The 16437-nt window shown below is 65.7% G+C and carries 14 protein-coding genes; 8 read left to right on the top strand and 6 right to left on the bottom strand.

Features of this window, described 5'->3' with window-relative positions; genetic code table 11:
* The first annotated feature begins 24 nt into the window (after positions 1-24).
* From GYB81_RS01040 to GYB81_RS01030, 3 genes are read left to right on the top strand one after another with little or no spacing between them, the layout of a single operon-like run.
* The gene (locus GYB81_RS01040) at positions 25-927 is read left to right on the top strand and encodes an ABC transporter permease subunit (protein ID WP_161864915.1); all 903 of its coding nucleotides are present in this window, start codon (positions 25-27) and stop codon (positions 925-927) included.
* Positions 928-937: 10 nt separating this feature from the next.
* Positions 938-1909 (top strand): ABC transporter ATP-binding protein, encoded by a 972-nt coding sequence (locus GYB81_RS01035; RefSeq protein WP_161864914.1) that lies wholly within the window; start codon positions 938-940, stop codon positions 1907-1909.
* Positions 1906-2877, top strand: a complete 972-nt coding sequence (locus GYB81_RS01030; protein WP_024306952.1) for a peptide ABC transporter ATP-binding protein — start codon at positions 1906-1908, stop codon at positions 2875-2877. Before GYB81_RS01035 ends, GYB81_RS01030 begins: the two co-directional genes overlap by 4 nt.
* A gap of 258 nt (positions 2878-3135) precedes the next feature.
* Here the strand turns inward: GYB81_RS01030 and GYB81_RS01025 are convergent, their stop codons facing one another.
* Positions 3136-4308, bottom strand: a complete 1173-nt coding sequence (locus GYB81_RS01025) for an HD domain-containing phosphohydrolase (RefSeq protein ID WP_161864913.1) — start codon at positions 4306-4308, stop codon at positions 3136-3138.
* A gap of 170 nt (positions 4309-4478) precedes the next feature.
* On the opposite strand from GYB81_RS01025, the gene ada reads away from it, so the two are divergent.
* Positions 4479-5507, top strand: coding sequence for a bifunctional DNA-binding transcriptional regulator/O6-methylguanine-DNA methyltransferase Ada (gene ada / locus GYB81_RS01020; protein WP_161864912.1), 1029 nt, complete (start codon positions 4479-4481; stop codon positions 5505-5507).
* Positions 5508-5580: 73 nt separating this feature from the next.
* On the opposite strand, the gene GYB81_RS01015 is transcribed toward ada, so the two are convergent.
* Positions 5581-6132, bottom strand: coding sequence for a DJ-1 family glyoxalase III (locus tag GYB81_RS01015; RefSeq protein WP_161864911.1), 552 nt, complete (start codon positions 6130-6132; stop codon positions 5581-5583).
* 199 nt (positions 6133-6331) lie between these two features.
* On the opposite strand from GYB81_RS01015, the gene GYB81_RS01010 reads away from it, so the two are divergent.
* Positions 6332-7624 carry an NCS2 family permease gene (locus GYB81_RS01010; protein ID WP_161864910.1) on the top strand — a complete coding sequence of 431 codons (1293 nt, stop codon included), beginning with the start codon at positions 6332-6334 and terminating at the stop codon, positions 7622-7624.
* Between the two features lie 196 nt (positions 7625-7820).
* Positions 7821-8909, top strand: coding sequence for a tRNA (uridine(54)-C5)-methyltransferase TrmA (gene trmA / locus GYB81_RS01005; RefSeq protein ID WP_161864909.1), 1089 nt, complete (start codon positions 7821-7823; stop codon positions 8907-8909).
* A 60-nt stretch (positions 8910-8969) separates the two neighbouring features.
* On the opposite strand, the gene GYB81_RS01000 is transcribed toward trmA, so the two are convergent.
* Positions 8970-9353 carry a DUF4345 family protein gene (locus GYB81_RS01000; RefSeq protein ID WP_161864908.1) on the bottom strand — a complete coding sequence of 128 codons (384 nt, stop codon included), beginning with the start codon at positions 9351-9353 and terminating at the stop codon, positions 8970-8972.
* Between the two features lie 125 nt (positions 9354-9478).
* Here GYB81_RS01000 and GYB81_RS00995 point away from each other — a divergent pair, with 125 nt between their 5' ends.
* Both GYB81_RS00995 and ypfJ read left to right on the top strand, forming a co-directional pair.
* A complete protein-coding gene (locus GYB81_RS00995; protein WP_161864907.1) occupies positions 9479-9913 on the top strand; it encodes a DUF411 domain-containing protein in 435 nt (144 codons plus the stop codon).
* A 50-nt stretch (positions 9914-9963) separates the two neighbouring features.
* Positions 9964-10824 (top strand): KPN_02809 family neutral zinc metallopeptidase, encoded by an 861-nt coding sequence (ypfJ, locus tag GYB81_RS00990; RefSeq protein ID WP_161864906.1) that lies wholly within the window; start codon positions 9964-9966, stop codon positions 10822-10824.
* 9 nt (positions 10825-10833) lie between these two features.
* Here ypfJ and GYB81_RS00985 read toward each other — a convergent pair whose 3' ends face one another.
* The 3 genes from GYB81_RS00985 to GYB81_RS00975 all read right to left on the bottom strand — a co-directional run bounded on the left by GYB81_RS00985 (position 10834) and on the right by GYB81_RS00975 (position 16382).
* Positions 10834-12003, bottom strand: coding sequence for a Bcr/CflA family multidrug efflux MFS transporter (locus GYB81_RS00985; RefSeq protein ID WP_161864905.1), 1170 nt, complete (start codon positions 12001-12003; stop codon positions 10834-10836).
* A 90-nt stretch (positions 12004-12093) separates the two neighbouring features.
* On the bottom strand, positions 12094-15228 hold the full coding sequence (locus tag GYB81_RS00980) for an efflux RND transporter permease subunit (RefSeq protein ID WP_161864904.1): 3135 nt from the start codon (positions 15226-15228) through the stop codon (positions 12094-12096).
* 5 nt (positions 15229-15233) lie between these two features.
* A complete protein-coding gene (locus GYB81_RS00975; protein ID WP_161864903.1) occupies positions 15234-16382 on the bottom strand; it encodes an efflux RND transporter periplasmic adaptor subunit in 1149 nt (382 codons plus the stop codon).
* Positions 16383-16437 lie beyond the last annotated feature (55 nt).

The following is a 16437-nucleotide window of genomic DNA, read 5'->3' as shown; positions in this document are numbered from 1 at the left end:
ATCCACCCCACACGAGGTGCGCCCATGACCACCTCCACCGCGCTCGATCAGAGCCTGCTCTACCCCTCGCCACTGAAAGAATTCTGGCAGGCCTTCAGCCACAACAAGGGCGCCCTCGCGGGCCTGGCGTTCATGCTGCTGATGGTGTTCTGCGCCTTGTTCGCGCCCTGGGTCGCGCCACATGATCCCAGCGAGCAGTACCGCGACTTCCTGCTCACGCCGCCGGTGTGGCTCGAAGGCGGCCAATGGCGCTTTTTGCTCGGCACCGACGAACTGGGCCGCGACCTGCTCTCGCGGCTGATCCATGGTGCACGCCTGTCACTGGTGATCGGCCTGGCCTCGGTGGTGCTGTCGCTGATTCCCGGCATTCTCCTCGGGCTGGCCGCGGGCTTTTTCCCGCGCCTGCTTGGCCCCGGCATCATGCGTTTGATGGACATCATGCTGGCGTTGCCGTCGCTGCTGCTGGCGGTGGCCATCGTCGCCATCCTCGGCCCCGGCCTGATCAACACCATCTTCGCCATCGCCATCGTCTCGCTGCCGTCCTACGTGCGCCTGACCCGCGCGGCGGTGATGAGCGAGCTGAACCGCGACTACGTCACCGCTGCGCAACTGGCCGGTGCCGGCCTGCCACGGCTGATGTTCGTCACCGTGCTGCCCAACTGCATGGCGCCGCTGATCGTGCAGGCCACGCTGAGCTTTTCCTCGGCAATTCTCGATGCCGCCGCCCTGGGCTTTCTCGGCCTGGGCGTGCAGCCGCCCACGCCCGAGTGGGGCACCATGCTGGCTTCGGCGCGCGACTACATCGAGCGCGCCTGGTGGGTGGTGACCCTACCCGGCCTGGCCATCCTGCTCAGCGTGCTGGCCATCAATCTGATAGGCGACGGTTTGCGCGATGCGCTCGATCCGAAACTCAAGAATGCGCAGTGAGGAACCAGGAATGAGCCTGCTGAATATCCGCAATCTGTCCGTACGTTTCGGCTCGGCCATGCCGGTGGTCGACGGCCTCGACCTGTGCGTGGACAAGGGCGAGGTGCTGGCCATCGTCGGTGAGTCCGGCTCCGGCAAATCGGTGACCATGATGGCGCTGATGGGCCTGATCGATGCGCCCGGCATCGTTCAGGCCGACTGCATGCAGTTCGACGGCACCGACATGCTGCGCCTCAAAGGCCGCCAGCGACGGCATATCGTCGGCAAGGACCTGGCCATGGTTTTCCAGGACCCGATGACCGCCCTGAACCCCAGCTACACCGTGGGCTTCCAGATCGAGGAAGTGCTGCGCCAGCACCTCGGCCTGAAGGGCAAGGCAGCGCGCACACGTGCCCTGGAGCTGCTGGAAAGGGTGGAGATTCCCGGCGCCGCCAGCCGTCTCGATGCCTACCCGCATCAGCTTTCCGGCGGCATGAGTCAGCGGGTGGCGATCGCCATGGCGATCGCTGCCGAACCCAAGCTGCTGATCGCCGACGAACCCACCACCGCGCTGGACGTGACCATCCAGGCACAGATCATGGAGCTGCTGCTGAACCTTCAGCGCGATGAAGGCATGGCCCTGGTACTGATCACCCACGACCTGGCGGTGGTTGCCGAAACCGCTCAGCGCGTCTGCGTGATGTACGCCGGGCAGGCGGTAGAGCTGGGCCAGGTGCCGACCCTGTTCGATGCCCCCAGCCACCCCTACACCGAGGCCCTGCTCAAGGCCATTCCCGAACACAGCGCAGGCGCCAGCCGCCTGGCCACCCTGCCCGGCATCGTTCCCGGTCGCTACGACCGCCCGATAGGTTGCCTGCTGTCACCCCGCTGCCCCTACGTGCAGGAGCGCTGCCACCTGCAACGCCCCACCCTGGACCCGCACGAGCGTGGCGCCGCGCGCTGCTTCTTCCCTCTTGAACCCACGGCGGAGGTGGCCCGATGAGCACCGTACTGCAAGCCCATGAGCTGACCCGTCACTACAGCGTCTCGCGCGGGCTGTTCAAGCCAGCGGCAACGGTGCAGGCGCTCAACGGCGTGTCGTTCGCGCTGGAGGCCGGCAGGACCCTGGCGGTGGTCGGTGAATCCGGCTGCGGCAAGTCGACCCTGGCCCGTGCCCTGACCCTGATCGAAGAGCCCAGCGCCGGCTCCCTGCAGATCGCCGGGCGCGAGGTGGCCGGCGCCAGCAAGGCCGAGCGCAAGCAGCTGCGCCGCGACGTGCAGATGGTGTTCCAGAACCCCTATGCCTCGCTCAATCCCAGGCAGAAGGTCGGCGATCAGCTGGCCGAGCCGCTGCTGATCAACACCGACCTCTCCCGCGTCGAACGCCGCGAGCGGGTCCAGGCGATGATGCAACAGGTGGGGCTGCGCCCCGAGCACTACCAGCGCTACCCGCACATGTTCTCCGGTGGTCAGCGCCAGCGCATCGCCCTGGCCCGCGCCATGATGCTGCAGCCCAAGGTACTGGTGGCGGACGAGCCGACCTCGGCGCTGGACGTGTCGATCCAGGCGCAGGTGCTCAACCTGTTCATGGACCTGCAGGAAGAGTTCGACACCGGCTACGTGTTCATCTCGCACAACCTCGCGGTGGTGCGCCATGTCGCCGACGACGTGCTGGTGATGTATCTCGGCCGTCCGGCGGAAATGGGCGCATCGGAGTTGCTCTACAGCCGCCCGCTGCATCCCTACACCCGTGCGCTGCTGTCGGCGACGCCGGCCATCCATCCGGACCCGGACAAGCCCAGGATGAAGATCAGCGGTGAATTGCCCAATCCGCTGAATCCGCCTTCCGGCTGCGCCTTCCACAAGCGCTGCCCGCACGCCGACGAACGCTGCCGTGTCGAGCGCCCGGAACTGCGACTGATCGATGCGCGGCAGGTGGCCTGCCATCACGTGGAGCGGATCGTCGATTGACACTTGCGATGGCCACGCAGGTCGCTAGTGTCTCGTCAACCATGGAGTATCGGTTCAGCGCCCGGCGTTCGTGGGGGGCTTTAGCCGCGAGCGACTTTGAATGCGCCAAAAGCGTCGCGGCTGAAGCCCCTCCCACGGTTCAAGGCAGCGACAGATCATCCGTGTCGCGACACCAGGGTGCCGTGGGCCGAATCGGTCGTGCACGGCAGACGCGGTGCAGCGGTGCGCATAGCTCACCCTGCACGAGCCGGCGGTGCGTCAGGTGGCCGGCGGCATGGTCAGCTCGATGCTTTCTGCCAGCGAATCTTCCAGGCGCTGCAGCTCGACGCCGACCGCAGCGGCGTCGTCGACCAGGGTTTCGGCGATATGCAGGAACTCCGGCGTCGCTTCGACGAAGGCCAGCACCACCATCGGGTCGAAGCGCGTGCCGCTGGCCGCGCAGATCTGCGACACCGCCTGCTCGGGGCTGACAGGCGTCAGGTAGGCATGCTGGCAGGTCAGTTCTTCGAAATGTCCCACCAGCGCCATCAGCCGTGCCGACAGCGGTATCTGCTCACCGAACAGGCCCTGCGGATAGCCTTTGCCATCCCAACGCTCGTGCTGGCCGTAAACGATATCCTTGGCGTCGGAGAGAAAGTCGGTGATGCTGCCCAGCTTGCGCTCGGCTCGCTCCAGCGCTTCACGCCCGGCGATCACGCCCTCGCTCAGCAGGTGCAGGTCACTTTCGTCCGGCTCGCCATGGCTGAGCAGTACGCGATCGGGCAGGGTCAACCGGTCGATCACATGCAGCATGGCCGACTTGCCCAACTGGGCGATGCGCTCCTCGCTCAGCGTCTCGGACAGGGCCGGCTGCTGCCGCGCCAGGGCGGTGGCCAGGCCGATCATGTAGCGTTCGATCCGTTCCAGGCGACGGCTGCGCGGGTTGTCGCGCATCACCGCGACACTGGCCATGGCCTCGATGGTGACGTCCTGCAAGCGCTGAATATCGCGCGTGCGTCGTTTGACCTCCAGCTCCAGATATTCGCTCTTGTCGCGCAGATAGTCGGTGGCGGCCTTGAGCTGCAGTTGCGCCCGCACGCGGGCAAGTACGATGGGAGGGCTGACCGGTTTGGTGATGTAGTCGGCGGCGCCGAGATCGAAGCCCAACTGCTCGTCGGCGGCATCGCTTCTCGCTGTAACCAGAATCAAGGGGATGTAGCGGGTCTGCGGGTCGCGTTTGAGTTCGCGACAAAGCGCGTAGTCGTCCTGCCAGTTGAGCAGAATCAGGTCTGGCTGCGGGCGCGACCTGGCGGCTTGCAGCGCCTCCTCATTGCCGACCAGCCGCACCTGATAGCGATCGACCAGAAGCGCACCGAGCCGCTGGCGTGCATCCACCGCATCGTCCACCACCAGAATCAGTTCCTGCTCCGGCCTATCGAGCATTGCACGCATGGCGACCTCCATTGGCACCCGCCTACCCTCATTAAAGGCGCTGGGCTGTATTTGCGCTCAGGCCGTCATATCAATGACCTCGCCAGGGGTTTGAAAGTGCAATACGGATTGGCAGAGCAGCGCTGCCAGCCGACAATCGTCACCAGAACTCTTAGCGCAGGGGCAGTCCCATGCTCGATCAGGAACGTTGCTGGCAGGCCGTCTGCGAACGCGACGAGGCGTTCGACGGACGCTTCGTGTTCGCGGTACGCAGCACCGGCATCTATTGCCGACCGAACTGCCCGGCGCGTCGACCGCGGCGCGACAACGTCAGTTTTCATGGCGATGCGCAAAGCGCAGAAGCTGCTGGATTTCGCCCCTGCAAGCGCTGCTCGCCACAAGGCCAGAGCCCGGCACAACAACTCGACGCGCTGGTCGCTGCCGCCTGTGAATTACTGCGCGGCGAACAGCGCCTGACGCTGACGCAACTGGCCGCACGCATTGGCCTGTCGCCGTCGCACCTGGCTCGTGCCTTCAAGACCCGCACCGGGATGACGCCCAATGCCTGGGCCGCGGCTTTAAGACGCCAACGCCTGGAAGCCCGGCTACCCGAGGCGGGCAGCGTGCTCGACGCAGCCCTGGCCGCCGGCTACTCCGGCACCCGCGCCCTGTATGAAAAGCCGCTGGCCCTGACGCCCGCGCAACGCCGCCAGCGCGGGGCCGGCGAGCGCCTGCGTTACAGCATCGCCCCCTGCCCGCTCGGCCAGGTGCTGCTGGCCGCCAGCGACAGAGGCCTTTGCGCGCTGCTGTTCGGCGATGAACCGGTGGCTCTGCGCGAAGAGCTGCAGCAACGCTTTGCCGCCGCCCAACTCGAAGAAGACGAGCAAGGCCTGCGCAGCTGGCTGCAGCAGATCCTGGCGCAGCTGGAAGAACCCGAGCGCGCCGCCCACCTGCCGCTGGACATTCGCGGCACCGCCTTTCAGCAACGCGTCTGGCAGGCGCTACAGAACATTCCCCGTGGCGAAACCCGCAGCTACACCGAGCTGGCCGGACAACTCGACAGTCACCCCCGCGCGGTTGCCCGCGCCTGCGCCAGCAATGCCATCGGCCTGCTGCTGCCGTGCCACCGGGTGGTGGCCAGCGATGGCAGCCTCAGCGGTTACCGCTGGGGGCTGCAGCGCAAGCGCCAACTGCTGGAGCAGGAAAGCCAGGAGATGTAGCCGGATGCAATCCGGAGCAGATCATCGCCAGCGCGAGGACTTCATCCGGGCTACAAAGTCAGCGCCGCGGCCCCTACACCAGCATTGCCTTGGCCACCTCGCTGCGCGTGCCACGCCCGACCAGATGCTCGACCAGGGTCAGCGCGAAGGCCAGCGCGGTTCCCGGGCCCTGGCTGGTGATGCAGTTGCCGTCGACCACCACCGCCTCGTCGACGAAGGTGCAACCACTGAGACGATCACTGAACGCCGGGTAGCAGGTCATGCGCCGCTGCCTGAGTACACCGTAGTTCTGCAACGCCAGCGCGGGTGCGGCGCAGATGGCGGCGAACAGTTCGCCGGCCTTGGCCTGCCTGCGCACTCGCTCGGCCAGCGGCTCGAACTCGGCCAGGCGCTGCGCGCCAGGCATGCCGCCGGGTAGGACGATCAGGTCGAACTCCTGGGCCAGCACGTCCACCAGCATGGCATCGGCCGTCAGACGCGTGCCTCGGGCGCAGGTGATCATCCGCCGCTCTTCGATGCTCGCCACCAGCACCTCCACATCGGCGCGGCGCAACACGTCGATCAGGGTGACGCATTCCAGATCCTCGACGCCATCGGCGACGGCAATCAGTGCTCGCTTGCTCATCTTTCAACTCCTCCAGGCATAAAGCGAAACTGTCCGCCCGGTCATGAAAAGGCCGAAAAGACCATAAATTCACCCGGCAAAACCTTGCTGGTATGATGCGCGGCTTTTGCACGATCGAGCAATTTTCCGGCCCGTACGGACGAATGTGCTTTGCTTTCTGCAGACCAATTTCGGCGCGCTCGCGCCTCGGGGAGCCACCATGCTGGAAAGACTGTTCCAACTCAAAGCCCACAACACTACGGTGCGCACCGAGGTACTGGCCGGGATCACCACCTTCCTGACCATGGCCTACATCCTTTTCGTCAACCCCAACATGCTGGCCGAGACCGGCATGGACCATGGTGCGGTATTCGTCGCCACCTGCCTGGCCGCCGCCATCGGCTCGCTGGTGATGGGTCTGTTGGCCAACTACCCGATCGCCCTGGCGCCGGGCATGGGCCTCAACGCCTTCTTCACCTACACCGTGGTCATGACCATGGGCTACAGCTGGCAGACCGCCCTGGGCGCGGTGTTCCTCTCCGGCGCGATCTTCTTCCTGCTGTCGATCTTCAAGATCCGCGAGTGGATCATCAACAGCATTCCCCTGGCTCTGCGCGCCGGTATCGCCGCGGGTATCGGCCTGTTCCTGGCGATCATCGCGCTGAAGAACGCCGGCATCGTGGTCGATCATCCGGCTACCCTGGTCGGCCTGGGCGACATGAGCCAGGGCGGCGCACTGCTGGCCTGCCTGGGCTTCTTCGTCATCGCCGCGCTGGCCTATCGCAAGGTCACCGGCGCGGTGATGATCGGCATCCTGCTGGTCACCGGCCTGTCCATCGCGCTCGGCCTGTCCGAGCTGCCGGGCGTGATCTCCATGCCGCCGTCGCTGATGCCGACCCTGCTGCAACTGGATATCGCCGGCGCGCTGGATATCGGACTGGTCAGCGTGATCTTCGCCTTCCTCTTCGTCGACCTGTTCGACACTTCCGGCACCCTGGTGGGCGTCGCGCAGAAGGCCGACCTGCTGGACAAGGACGGCAAGATGCCACGTCTGGGCCGCGCCCTGCTGGCCGACAGCACCGCGACCATGGCCGGCGCCGCGCTGGGCACCAGCACCACCACCAGCTACATCGAATCGGCGGCCGGCATCAGCGCCGGCGGGCGTACCGGCCTGACCGCCTGCGTGGTCGCCGCGCTGTTTCTGCTCAGCCTGTTCTTCGCGCCGCTGGCCGGCTCGGTGCCGGCCTACGCCACCGCTCCGGCGCTGCTGTTCGTCGCGGTGTTGATGATGAGCAGCCTGGCGCAGATCGACTGGGACGACCTGACCGTCGCCGCCCCGGTGGTGGTCGCCGCCCTGGCCATGCCGCTGACCTTCTCCATCGCCAACGGCATCGCCTTCGGCTTCATCGCCTGGACCGGCATCAAGCTGCTGTCCGGTCGTGCCCGGGAACTGAATGCCGCGATGTGGGTGCTCTCCGCCCTGTTCATCGTCAAGCTGGCCTACTTCGCCTGATCAGCGCACAAGGTAGGCGGCAACAGGGGTAGGGTGGACATCGCTTTTCATGTCCACCGATACCTTCTCTCCGGCCACACAAACGATGGATGGAAAAGCCTCATCCACCCACGGCGCAGCGCTGACGAGTAACCCAAGGCACGCAGCCACCGCCTCCGCTACAATGGCGCCCCGTTTACCTGCCCATGAGTGACCGATGAGCCGCCCCGCATTCGACCCCGCCACCTACGACGCCCAACTCGCCGAGAAGAAGGCCCGCCTGGTCGAACTGCTGGCGCCCTTCGGCGCCGCCGAGCCTGAGGTGTTCGACTCGCCGCGCGAGCACTACCGCATGCGCGCCGAGTTCCGCCTGTGGCGTGAAGACGGCCAACGCCACTACGCCATGTTCGCCCCGGGCGACAAGCACACGCCGATCCTGCTCGACGACTTCCCCATCGCCAGCCTGCGCATCAACGAACTGATGCCGCGCCTGCGCGCTGCCTGGCAAGCCAGCGAAACGCTGTCGTTCAAGCTGTTCCAGGTGGAGTTTCTCACCACCCTGGCCGGCGACGCGCTGATCACCCTGGCCTACCATCGCCCGCTGGACGACGCCTGGCAGGCCGAGGCGGAGAAACTGGCCGCCGAGTTGAACGTCAGCCTGGTCGGCCGCTCCCGTGGCCAGCGCCTGGTGATCGGCCGCGATTACGTGGAAGAGGAATTGAACGTGGCCGGACGCACATTCCGCTATCGCCAACCGGAAGGCGCCTTCACCCAGCCCAACGGCCGGGTGTGCGAGAAGATGCTCGGCTGGGCCCATGACGTACTCGGCCAGCGCGACGACGACCTGCTGGAACTGTACTGCGGCAATGGCAACTTCACCCTGCCGCTGGCCACCCGCGTGCGCCGCGTGCTGGCCACCGAGATCAGCAAGACCTCGGTGAACGCCGCCCTGGCCAACCTGGCTGACAACGGTGTGGACAATGTCGAGCTGGTGCGCCTGTCCGCCGAGGAGCTGACCCAGGCGCTGAACGAGGTGCGCCCGTTCCGCCGCCTGGCCGGCATCGACCTGAAGAGCTACGACTTCGGCAGCGTCTTTGTCGACCCGCCCCGTGCGGGCATGGACCCGGACACCTGCGAGCTGACTCGCCGTTTCGAGCGCATCCTGTACATCTCCTGCAACCCGGAAACCCTGGCCGCCAACATCGCCCAGCTCAACGATACGCACAAGGTTACGCGCAGCGCGCTGTTCGACCAGTTCCCCTACACCCACCACATGGAAGCGGGTGTGTTGCTGGAACGGCGCTGAGCCCCTCGCCGCCTGGATGCAATCCGAGATTTGCCTGCCGGATCGCATCCGGGCTACGGCTCAGCGTGACATGCCGCGCAGCGCCCACCAGGCCAAAGCGGCTGAAACGGCTTCGAGCAGCAGCGCGTAGAGGTTGAAGGTCTGTTGCGTGCCACCGTCCAGCCACAACCCGGCGAGGCGCGCCAACGCCAGTACGCTGTACAGCAGCACCAGCAGGATCAGCGCCGGGCGCAGCAAGTCCAGGCGCAGCAGCGCCATCGCCAGATAGGCCGCCAGCCCCAGCTGCAGCCCACCATAGTAGGCGCGCACCTCGGTCACTGCGGCATTGCCCATCAGCAGCGCACCGCTGAAACTGGCCATCTCCTCGGGCCGGATGACGTAGGCCAGCCCCAGCACGCCAAGGGCTGCAATCTGGATCAGCAGGACGATTCGAGCGAACAGCATCAGGGGCTCCTGGTCATGACCACTCCTGCAGCATAGGCGCCGCCTGTCGCGACGCATAGTCGCAAGCACTTGGGCAGGGCCTGCAGCGGCGCTATGCTGGGCGCTGGTTAATCTGGAGCCTTGCCATGCGTCGTTCCCTGCTCGCCCTCTTTCTCGTCACCGGCCTGGCCCACGCCAGCGAGCCACTGACCATCGATGTGCACCGCGATGCCAATTGTGGCTGCTGCAAGGCCTGGATCAGCCATCTGCAGGACAACGGCTTCACCGTCAACGACCATGTCGAAGCGGATATGAGCGCCGTCAAGCAGAAGCTTGGTGTGCCGCCGCGCCTGGCCTCCTGTCACACCGGCGTGATCGACGGCAAGTTCGTCGAAGGGCATGTACCGGCAGCGGACATTCTCAAGCTGCGCGAACGCCCGGACCTGATCGGCGTCGCCGTACCCGGCATGCCCATGGGTTCGCCGGGCATGGAATATGGCGACCGTGTCGACGCCTATCAGGTCATCGGTCTGGATCGGGATCGCCAGGATCAGCTGCTCAGCGACTACCCGGCCAACTGAGTCGGCGTCGACGGCTACACTGCAGCGATCAGCAACCCGGGAGTGCAGCCATGCGCTGGCAACGCGGCAGACGCAGTGACAATGTGGTGGACGCGCGCGGCCGTTCCGGCAGGCGTCTGGGCGGCGGGCTGAGCCTGGGCGGCGTGGCGCTGATCGTCATCTTCGGCCTGCTGACCGGGCAGGACCCGCTGCAGATCCTCGGCCAGATCGCCGGCCAGGCGACTCAACCGCAAGTTGCCCAGACGCAAAACGCAGCGCCGGCCAACGACCAACAGAGCGAGTTCGTCCGCGCCATTCTCGGTGACACCGAAGACACCTGGCGCGAGCTGTTCCAGCAGGCTGGCCAGCAGTATCGCGACCCGCAACTGGTGCTGTTCTCCGGCGGCGTCAATTCGGCCTGCGGTTTCGCCAGCTCGGCGGTCGGCCCCTTCTACTGCCCTGGCGACCAGCGCGTTTATCTGGACATGGCCTTCTTCCGCGAGATGGAACAGCGCTTCTCCGCTGCCGGCGACTTCGCCCAGGCCTACGTGATCGCCCATGAGGTCGGCCATCACGTGCAGACCCTGCTGGGCGTGTCGGCCAAGGTCAACGCGGCGCGACAGCGCGGCGAACGCGTCGAGGGCGATGGTGGCCTGCTGGTACGTCAGGAACTGCAGGCCGACTGCCTGGCCGGGGTCTGGGCGCATCACGCGCAAAGACGACATGACTGGCTGGAGGCGGGCGATCTGGAAGAGGCGCTGAATGCCGCCAGCGCCATCGGCGATGATCGCCTGCAAAAGCAGGCGCGCGGTCAGGTGGTGCCGGATGCCTTCACTCACGGCACCTCACAACAGCGCGTGCGCTGGTTCAGCACTGGTTTCGAAAGCGGCCAGCCGGGGCGTTGCGACACCTTCAAGGCGGCTCGTCTGTAACGCGCCGGATCAGACCACGAAGCGCCTGCTCCACCAGGCAAAACCACAGGCAGCCGCGCCGCACAGGGTGATTACCAGCGCCATGGGCATGGCCGAACCATCGTGCAGGAAGGCCACCAGCGCCGAAGCGCTGGCCGCCACGCTGAATTGCATGCTGCCCAGCAGCCCGGAAGCACTGCCGGCATGGCGGCCCTGCCCGGCCATGGCACAGGCCGTGGCATTGGGCAATACGCAACCAAGACTGGCCACGCAAATGAACAGCGGAATCAGCAGGGGCCACAGCTGCGCCGGTTGCCACAACGCCAGCGCCAGCAGGCACAGGCCGCTGGCCAGGTACACCAGCACCATGCGCCGCAGCCACCGCGCCGGGCCGCCGCTACGCACCAGCCGCGCGTTGACCTGCGCCATGATCACGAAACCCGCGGCATTACTGCCGAACAACCAGCCATAGTGCTCGGCCGGCACACCATACAGCTCGATGAAGACGAAGGGCGAGCCGGCGATATAGGCGAACATCCCGGCCATGGCCACACCACCGGCCAGGCTGTAGCCCATGAACGGCGCGTTACCCAGCAGCGCGCGGTACTGACCGAAGGCACCGCTCAGCGGCGCCGGTTGCAGGTGTTGCGGACGCGTCTCCGGCAACCACAGCAGCACGGCCAGCAGGCACAGCCCGGCAAAGATCGCCAGGCTGTGGAAAATCGACGGCCAGCCCAGGGTATTCAACAGCAGTCCGCCCCCCAGAGGCGCGAGGATCGGCGCCAGCCCCATCACCAGCACCAGTTGCGAAAACACCTTGGCCGAGGCCAGCGGGTCGCACAGATCGCGCACCACGGCGCGGGTGATGACCATTCCGGCGCAACCGCCGAGGGCCTGCACGAAGCGAGCGGCCACCAGCCATTCCAGGCTAGGTGCCAGGGCGCAGGCCAGCGAGGCCAGGGTGAACAGGGCCACCCCGACCAGCAGCGGCACGCGGCGGCCGAAACGATCCGCCAGCGGCCCGTAGAACAACTGGCCGATGGCAATACCGACGAAATAGGCTGCCAGCGACAGCTGGATATGCTCGACATCGGTGCCGAACTGCTGGGCCAGGGTGGGGAAACTCGGTAGGTAGAAATCGATGGCCAAAGGGCCGAAGGCACTCAAAGCGCCCAGAATCAGAAGGGTTCGCAGGTTCATGAATAATCCGGACTTTTATTAGCCGGCTAATCATCTCACCGACCAGGCCGCTTGTGAAAGCGCCGGCCGCCGAACGACGGCCAGCGTAGCTCAATGAGGTTCTGCCTGCCTGGCCTTGCCGCGTCGGCTTACACGCTGGGCCGCCGACTCGACCAAAAGATAGAACATCGGGATGAGGAAGGTGGCCAGCAGCGTGGCTGCGAGCATGCCGCCGATCACCCCGGTACCGATGGAGTGGCGGCTGGCCGAACCGGCACCAGTGCTGATGGCCAGCGGTACGCAGCCGAGAATGAAGGCCAGCGAGGTCATCACGATGGGGCGGAAACGCAGCTTGGCCGCCTCCAGCGCCGCATCGAAGATACCCTTGCCCTCGGCGCGCAGCAGCACCGCGAACTCGACGATGAGAATGGCGTTCTTCGCCGCCAGCCCGATCAGGGTGACCAGGCCGACCTGGAAGTACACATCGTTCTGGATACCCCGCAGCCACACCGCAAGAATCGCTCCGAATACGGCGAAGGGTACGGCAGTGACCACGGCCAGCGGCAGCGTCCAGCGCTCGTACTGCGCAGCCAGGATCAGAAACACCAGGATCAGACCAAAGACGAAGGCCTGGGCGCCCGAGCCCTGAGTCGCCAGCTCCTGATAGGCCGAGCCGATCCAGCCCAGGCTGTAGTCCTCGCCGAGCACCTCGTCGGCGACTTGCTGCATGGCCGCCAACGCCTGGCCGGAGCTGTAGCCTGGCGCAGGGCCGCCCAACACCTTGGCCGACGGATAGACATTGAAGCGGTCGTAGGAGTCAGGGCCGAGAATGCGCCGCACCCGCAGCAGGGTCGACAGCGGTACCAGATCTCCGCTGCTGGAGCGCACGTAGACCTGGCCGAGATCTTCCGGCTTGCGGCGGAACTCCGATTCGGACTGCAAACTGACCTGCCAGGTGCGCCCGTAGAGGGTGAAATCGTTGACGTAGTAACTGCCGAAGGTCGCCTGCATCGCAGTGAACACGTCGCTGACACTGACGCCCAGCGCCCGGGTCTTGGTGCGGTCCAGGTCGATATAGTACTGCGGCACGTTGGCGCTGAAGGTGCTCTGCACGCCGGCCAGCTCGGGACGCTTGCTGGCCGCCTCGACGAAGGCCTGCACCTTCTCGCCGAGCTGCTCGACGCTGCCACCGGAGCGGTCCTGAATGTACGACTCGAAGCCACCGGTGGTGCTCATGCCGGTGATCGGCGGCGGGTTGAACGACAGCACCAGGCCGTCCTTCTGTGCCGCGCCCATGCCCATGAATTCGCGCGTCAGGTTGCGCGCATCGAGTTCGTCCGTGGTGCGCTCGCTCCAGTCCTTGAGCGGCACGAAGGATACCCCGGCGTTGCTGCGTACGCCGAAGGTGAGCACGTCGAAACCGGCGAAGGTCACCACGTCCTGCACCGCCGGGTGCTCCATCAACTGCTGGGTCACCGCGCCGCTCAACGCCTCGGTACGATTGAGCGAAGCGGCCGGCGGCAGGTAGTAGGCGTTGATCACGTAGCCCTGATCCTCGTCTGGCACCAGCGAGCCCGGCACCCGCGCGAACAGCAGCATGATCAGCGCGATCATCCCGCCGAACAGCAGCAGGCCGATCACGGAGCGCTTGAGGAAGAAGCGCACGCCGGCACCGTACCCCTCGGTGGCCTTGTCGAAGAAGCGGTTGAACGCGCGAAACGGTGCTGCCGGCTCGTGGTGTCCGGGCTTGAGCAATAGCGCGCAGAGCGCAGGAGAAAGAGTCAGGGCGACGATTCCGGAAATTACCACCGAAACGGCGATGGTGATCGCGAACTGCTTGTACATCTGCCCCGCCAGGCCGCCGAGAAAGCCCACCGGCACGAACACCGCGCAGAGCACCAGGACGATGGCGATGATCGGCCCGGTGACCTCCTCCATGGCCTTGATCGAGGCCTCTCGCGCATTCAGCCCCTGGGTACGCATCACCCGCTCGACGTTCTCGATTACCACGATGGCATCATCCACCACGATGCCGATGGCCAGCACCATGCCGAACAGGGTCAGCAGATTGATGGAAAAACCCAGCAGGTACATGCCGGCAAAAGTGCCGACCAGCGACACCGGAATCGCCAACACCGGGATCAGGGTGGCGCGCCAGTTCTGCAGGAAGATGAACACCACCAGCACCACCAGTACCAGCGCCTCGAAGAAGGTATGAATCACCTCCTCGATGGAGACCTGGACGAATTTGGTGGTGTCGTAGGGGATCTTGTAGGCGATGCCTTCGGGGAAGCGCTTGCTCAGGCGCTGCATGGTGCGTTCGACCGCTTCGGCGGTGTCCAGCGCATTGGCGCCGGGCTGCAGGTAGATGCCGAAGGCGGCGTTCTGTTGGCCGTTCAGCGTCGTGACCAGCGAGTAGTCCTGCGCGCCCAGTTCGACCCGCGCCACCTCCTTGAGCAGCAGGCTGGCGCCGGTGTCGTCGGTACGCAGGATGACGCTCTCGAACTCCCGGGGGTCGGTGAAGCGGCCCTGGGTGGTGACCGTGTAGGTGAAGTCCTGCGGTTCCTTGAGCGGCTGCTGGCCGAAGCTGCCGGCCGCGAACTGCGAGTTCTGTTCGCGAATGGCATTGACCACGTCGGTGGGGGTGAGGTTGTACTGCGCCAGCTTGTCCGGGCGCAGCCAGATGCGCATGGAGTAGTCCTTGGAACCGAACTGGCTGGCATCGCCCACACCCTTGAGGCGCTTGAGCTCGTCGATGACATTGATCAGCGCATAGTTGCTGATGAAGATCGGGTCACGCGAATTATCCGGCGAATACAGGGTAATCACCTGAAGAATGTCGGAAGACTTCTTCTCCACCTTAACGCCCTGGCGGCGCACCTCTTCCGGCAACTTGGCCAGCGCGGCCTGCACCTTGTTGTTGACGTTGATGGTGGCCTGATCCGGATCGGTGCCAACCTCGAAGTACACCGTCAGACTCATCGCCCCACTGCTGGAGGAGTTGGACAGCTGGTAGATCATGTTCTCGACGCCGTTGATTTCCTGCTCCAGCGGCGCCGCCACGGTTTCGGCGATGACCTGCGAGCTGGCGCCGGGGTAAGCGGCGCTGACCGACACCTGCGGCGGGAGGATTTCCGGGTACTGGGCGATGGGCAACGCGCGCATCGCGGCCAGGCCGGCGAGCACGACAACGATGGAAATGACGGTGGCAAACACCGGGCGGTCGATGAAGAAGCGCGAGATCATGGCCTTTACTCCTGCGCCGGGCTGGCGGGCGTGGCTGCCTTCGCCTCCTCGACCTTGACCGGGCCGTCCGGCCGCACCTTGGCCAGCCCATCGACTATCACCCGCTCGCCATCGCTGACCCCAGACAGAAGCAGCCAGCGCCCGCCCGATGTATCGCCCGTGGCGACCTGGCGCATGCGCGCGATGCCCTGATCGTCGACGACGTAGACGAAAGTGCCGCGCGGCCCTTGGGCGACGGCGCGCTCCGGCACGGTTATGGCATTGGGGCGGGTCAGGCCCTTGACCTTCACCCGGACGAACTGCCCCGGTAGCAGTTTCTGCTCCGGGTTGGGCACCACGCCCCTGGCGCTGACGGTGCCGGTGCCGCGGTCGATCAGGCTGTCGGTGAAGTCCACCTCGCCCGCCGTCGGGTAGGCCGAGCCATCACCGAAATGCACCTCCACACTCAGCTTGCCGCTGGCCGGCGGCACCAGACTGCCTTCGGACAGCTCACGACGCAGGCGCTCGGCCTCGGCGTCCGGGTAAGCGAAATTGACGAAGATCGGGTCGAGCTGGGTGATCTGCGTCAGCAGACTGGCGCTCGGGTCGCCGGCGACGATCAGGCTGCCTTCGGAAACACTTTCCTTGCTGGTGATGCCGGTGATCGGCGCCTTCACCGTGGTGTAATCCAAGTCGATCTGGCGCGACTGCACCTCGGCCTGGGCCGCCTCGATATTGGCCTTGCTCTGCTCGAAGTTGGAGATGGCGTTGTCCAGTTCGCTCTCACTGGCGAAGCCCTTCTTCTGCAGTTCGCGGATGCGCTTGAGATCGCGGTCGGTCTGCCGGAACCGCGCCTGCTCCTGCGCCAGCGCGCCCTTGGCGCGCGCCAGGGCGGCTTCGTAGGGTCGCGGGTCGATGCGAAACAGCACCTGGTCCTTCTGCACCCGGCTGCCTTCCTGATAGGTGCGCTCCTGCAGGATGCCGCCGACCTGAGCCCTGACCTGCACTTCCCGATAACCGGCGGTTCGCCCGGGATATTCCAGGACGATGGGCAACTCGCCGACCCTGACCTGCTCGACCGTCACCACCGTGGGCGGCGCGTCGGCCGCCTCAGCAGCAAGTGCGAGGATTAATGTTGCAGACAGGCAGAAACGATCCAGTCGAACGAACCACATGATGCATCCCTCTCCTTGGCTAGACGCGGAGCAGAAGCGACACAACGAAGCGCCA

Source organism: Pseudomonas yangonensis (assembly GCF_009932725.1).
GTDB lineage: Bacteria > Pseudomonadota > Gammaproteobacteria > Pseudomonadales > Pseudomonadaceae > Aquipseudomonas > Aquipseudomonas yangonensis.
Note: the sequence above shows the minus strand (reverse complement) of the source record. Positions and strands in the feature narration are given on the sequence as shown.

What these genes read in the sequence shown, in the direction of transcription:
- GYB81_RS01040 (WP_161864915.1), top strand. Translation starts at nt 25, where the DNA reads ATGACCACCTCCACCGCGCTCGATCAGAGCCTGCTCTACCCCTCGCCA.
- GYB81_RS01035 (WP_161864914.1), top strand. Translation starts at nt 938, where the DNA reads ATGAGCCTGCTGAATATCCGCAATCTGTCCGTACGTTTCGGCTCGGCC.
- GYB81_RS01030 (WP_024306952.1), top strand. Translation starts at nt 1,906, where the DNA reads ATGAGCACCGTACTGCAAGCCCATGAGCTGACCCGTCACTACAGCGTC.
- GYB81_RS01025 (WP_161864913.1), bottom strand. Translation starts at nt 4,308, where the DNA reads ATGCGTGCAATGCTCGATAGGCCGGAGCAGGAACTGATTCTGGTGGTG.
- ada (WP_161864912.1), top strand. Translation starts at nt 4,479, where the DNA reads ATGCTCGATCAGGAACGTTGCTGGCAGGCCGTCTGCGAACGCGACGAG.
- GYB81_RS01015 (WP_161864911.1), bottom strand. Translation starts at nt 6,132, where the DNA reads ATGAGCAAGCGAGCACTGATTGCCGTCGCCGATGGCGTCGAGGATCTG.
- GYB81_RS01010 (WP_161864910.1), top strand. Translation starts at nt 6,332, where the DNA reads ATGCTGGAAAGACTGTTCCAACTCAAAGCCCACAACACTACGGTGCGC.
- trmA (WP_161864909.1), top strand. Translation starts at nt 7,821, where the DNA reads ATGAGCCGCCCCGCATTCGACCCCGCCACCTACGACGCCCAACTCGCC.
- GYB81_RS01000 (WP_161864908.1), bottom strand. Translation starts at nt 9,353, where the DNA reads ATGCTGTTCGCTCGAATCGTCCTGCTGATCCAGATTGCAGCCCTTGGC.
- GYB81_RS00995 (WP_161864907.1), top strand. Translation starts at nt 9,479, where the DNA reads ATGCGTCGTTCCCTGCTCGCCCTCTTTCTCGTCACCGGCCTGGCCCAC.
- ypfJ (WP_161864906.1), top strand. Translation starts at nt 9,964, where the DNA reads ATGCGCTGGCAACGCGGCAGACGCAGTGACAATGTGGTGGACGCGCGC.
- GYB81_RS00985 (WP_161864905.1), bottom strand. Translation starts at nt 12,003, where the DNA reads ATGAACCTGCGAACCCTTCTGATTCTGGGCGCTTTGAGTGCCTTCGGC.
- GYB81_RS00980 (WP_161864904.1), bottom strand. Translation starts at nt 15,228, where the DNA reads ATGATCTCGCGCTTCTTCATCGACCGCCCGGTGTTTGCCACCGTCATT.
- GYB81_RS00975 (WP_161864903.1), bottom strand. Translation starts at nt 16,382, where the DNA reads ATGTGGTTCGTTCGACTGGATCGTTTCTGCCTGTCTGCAACATTAATC.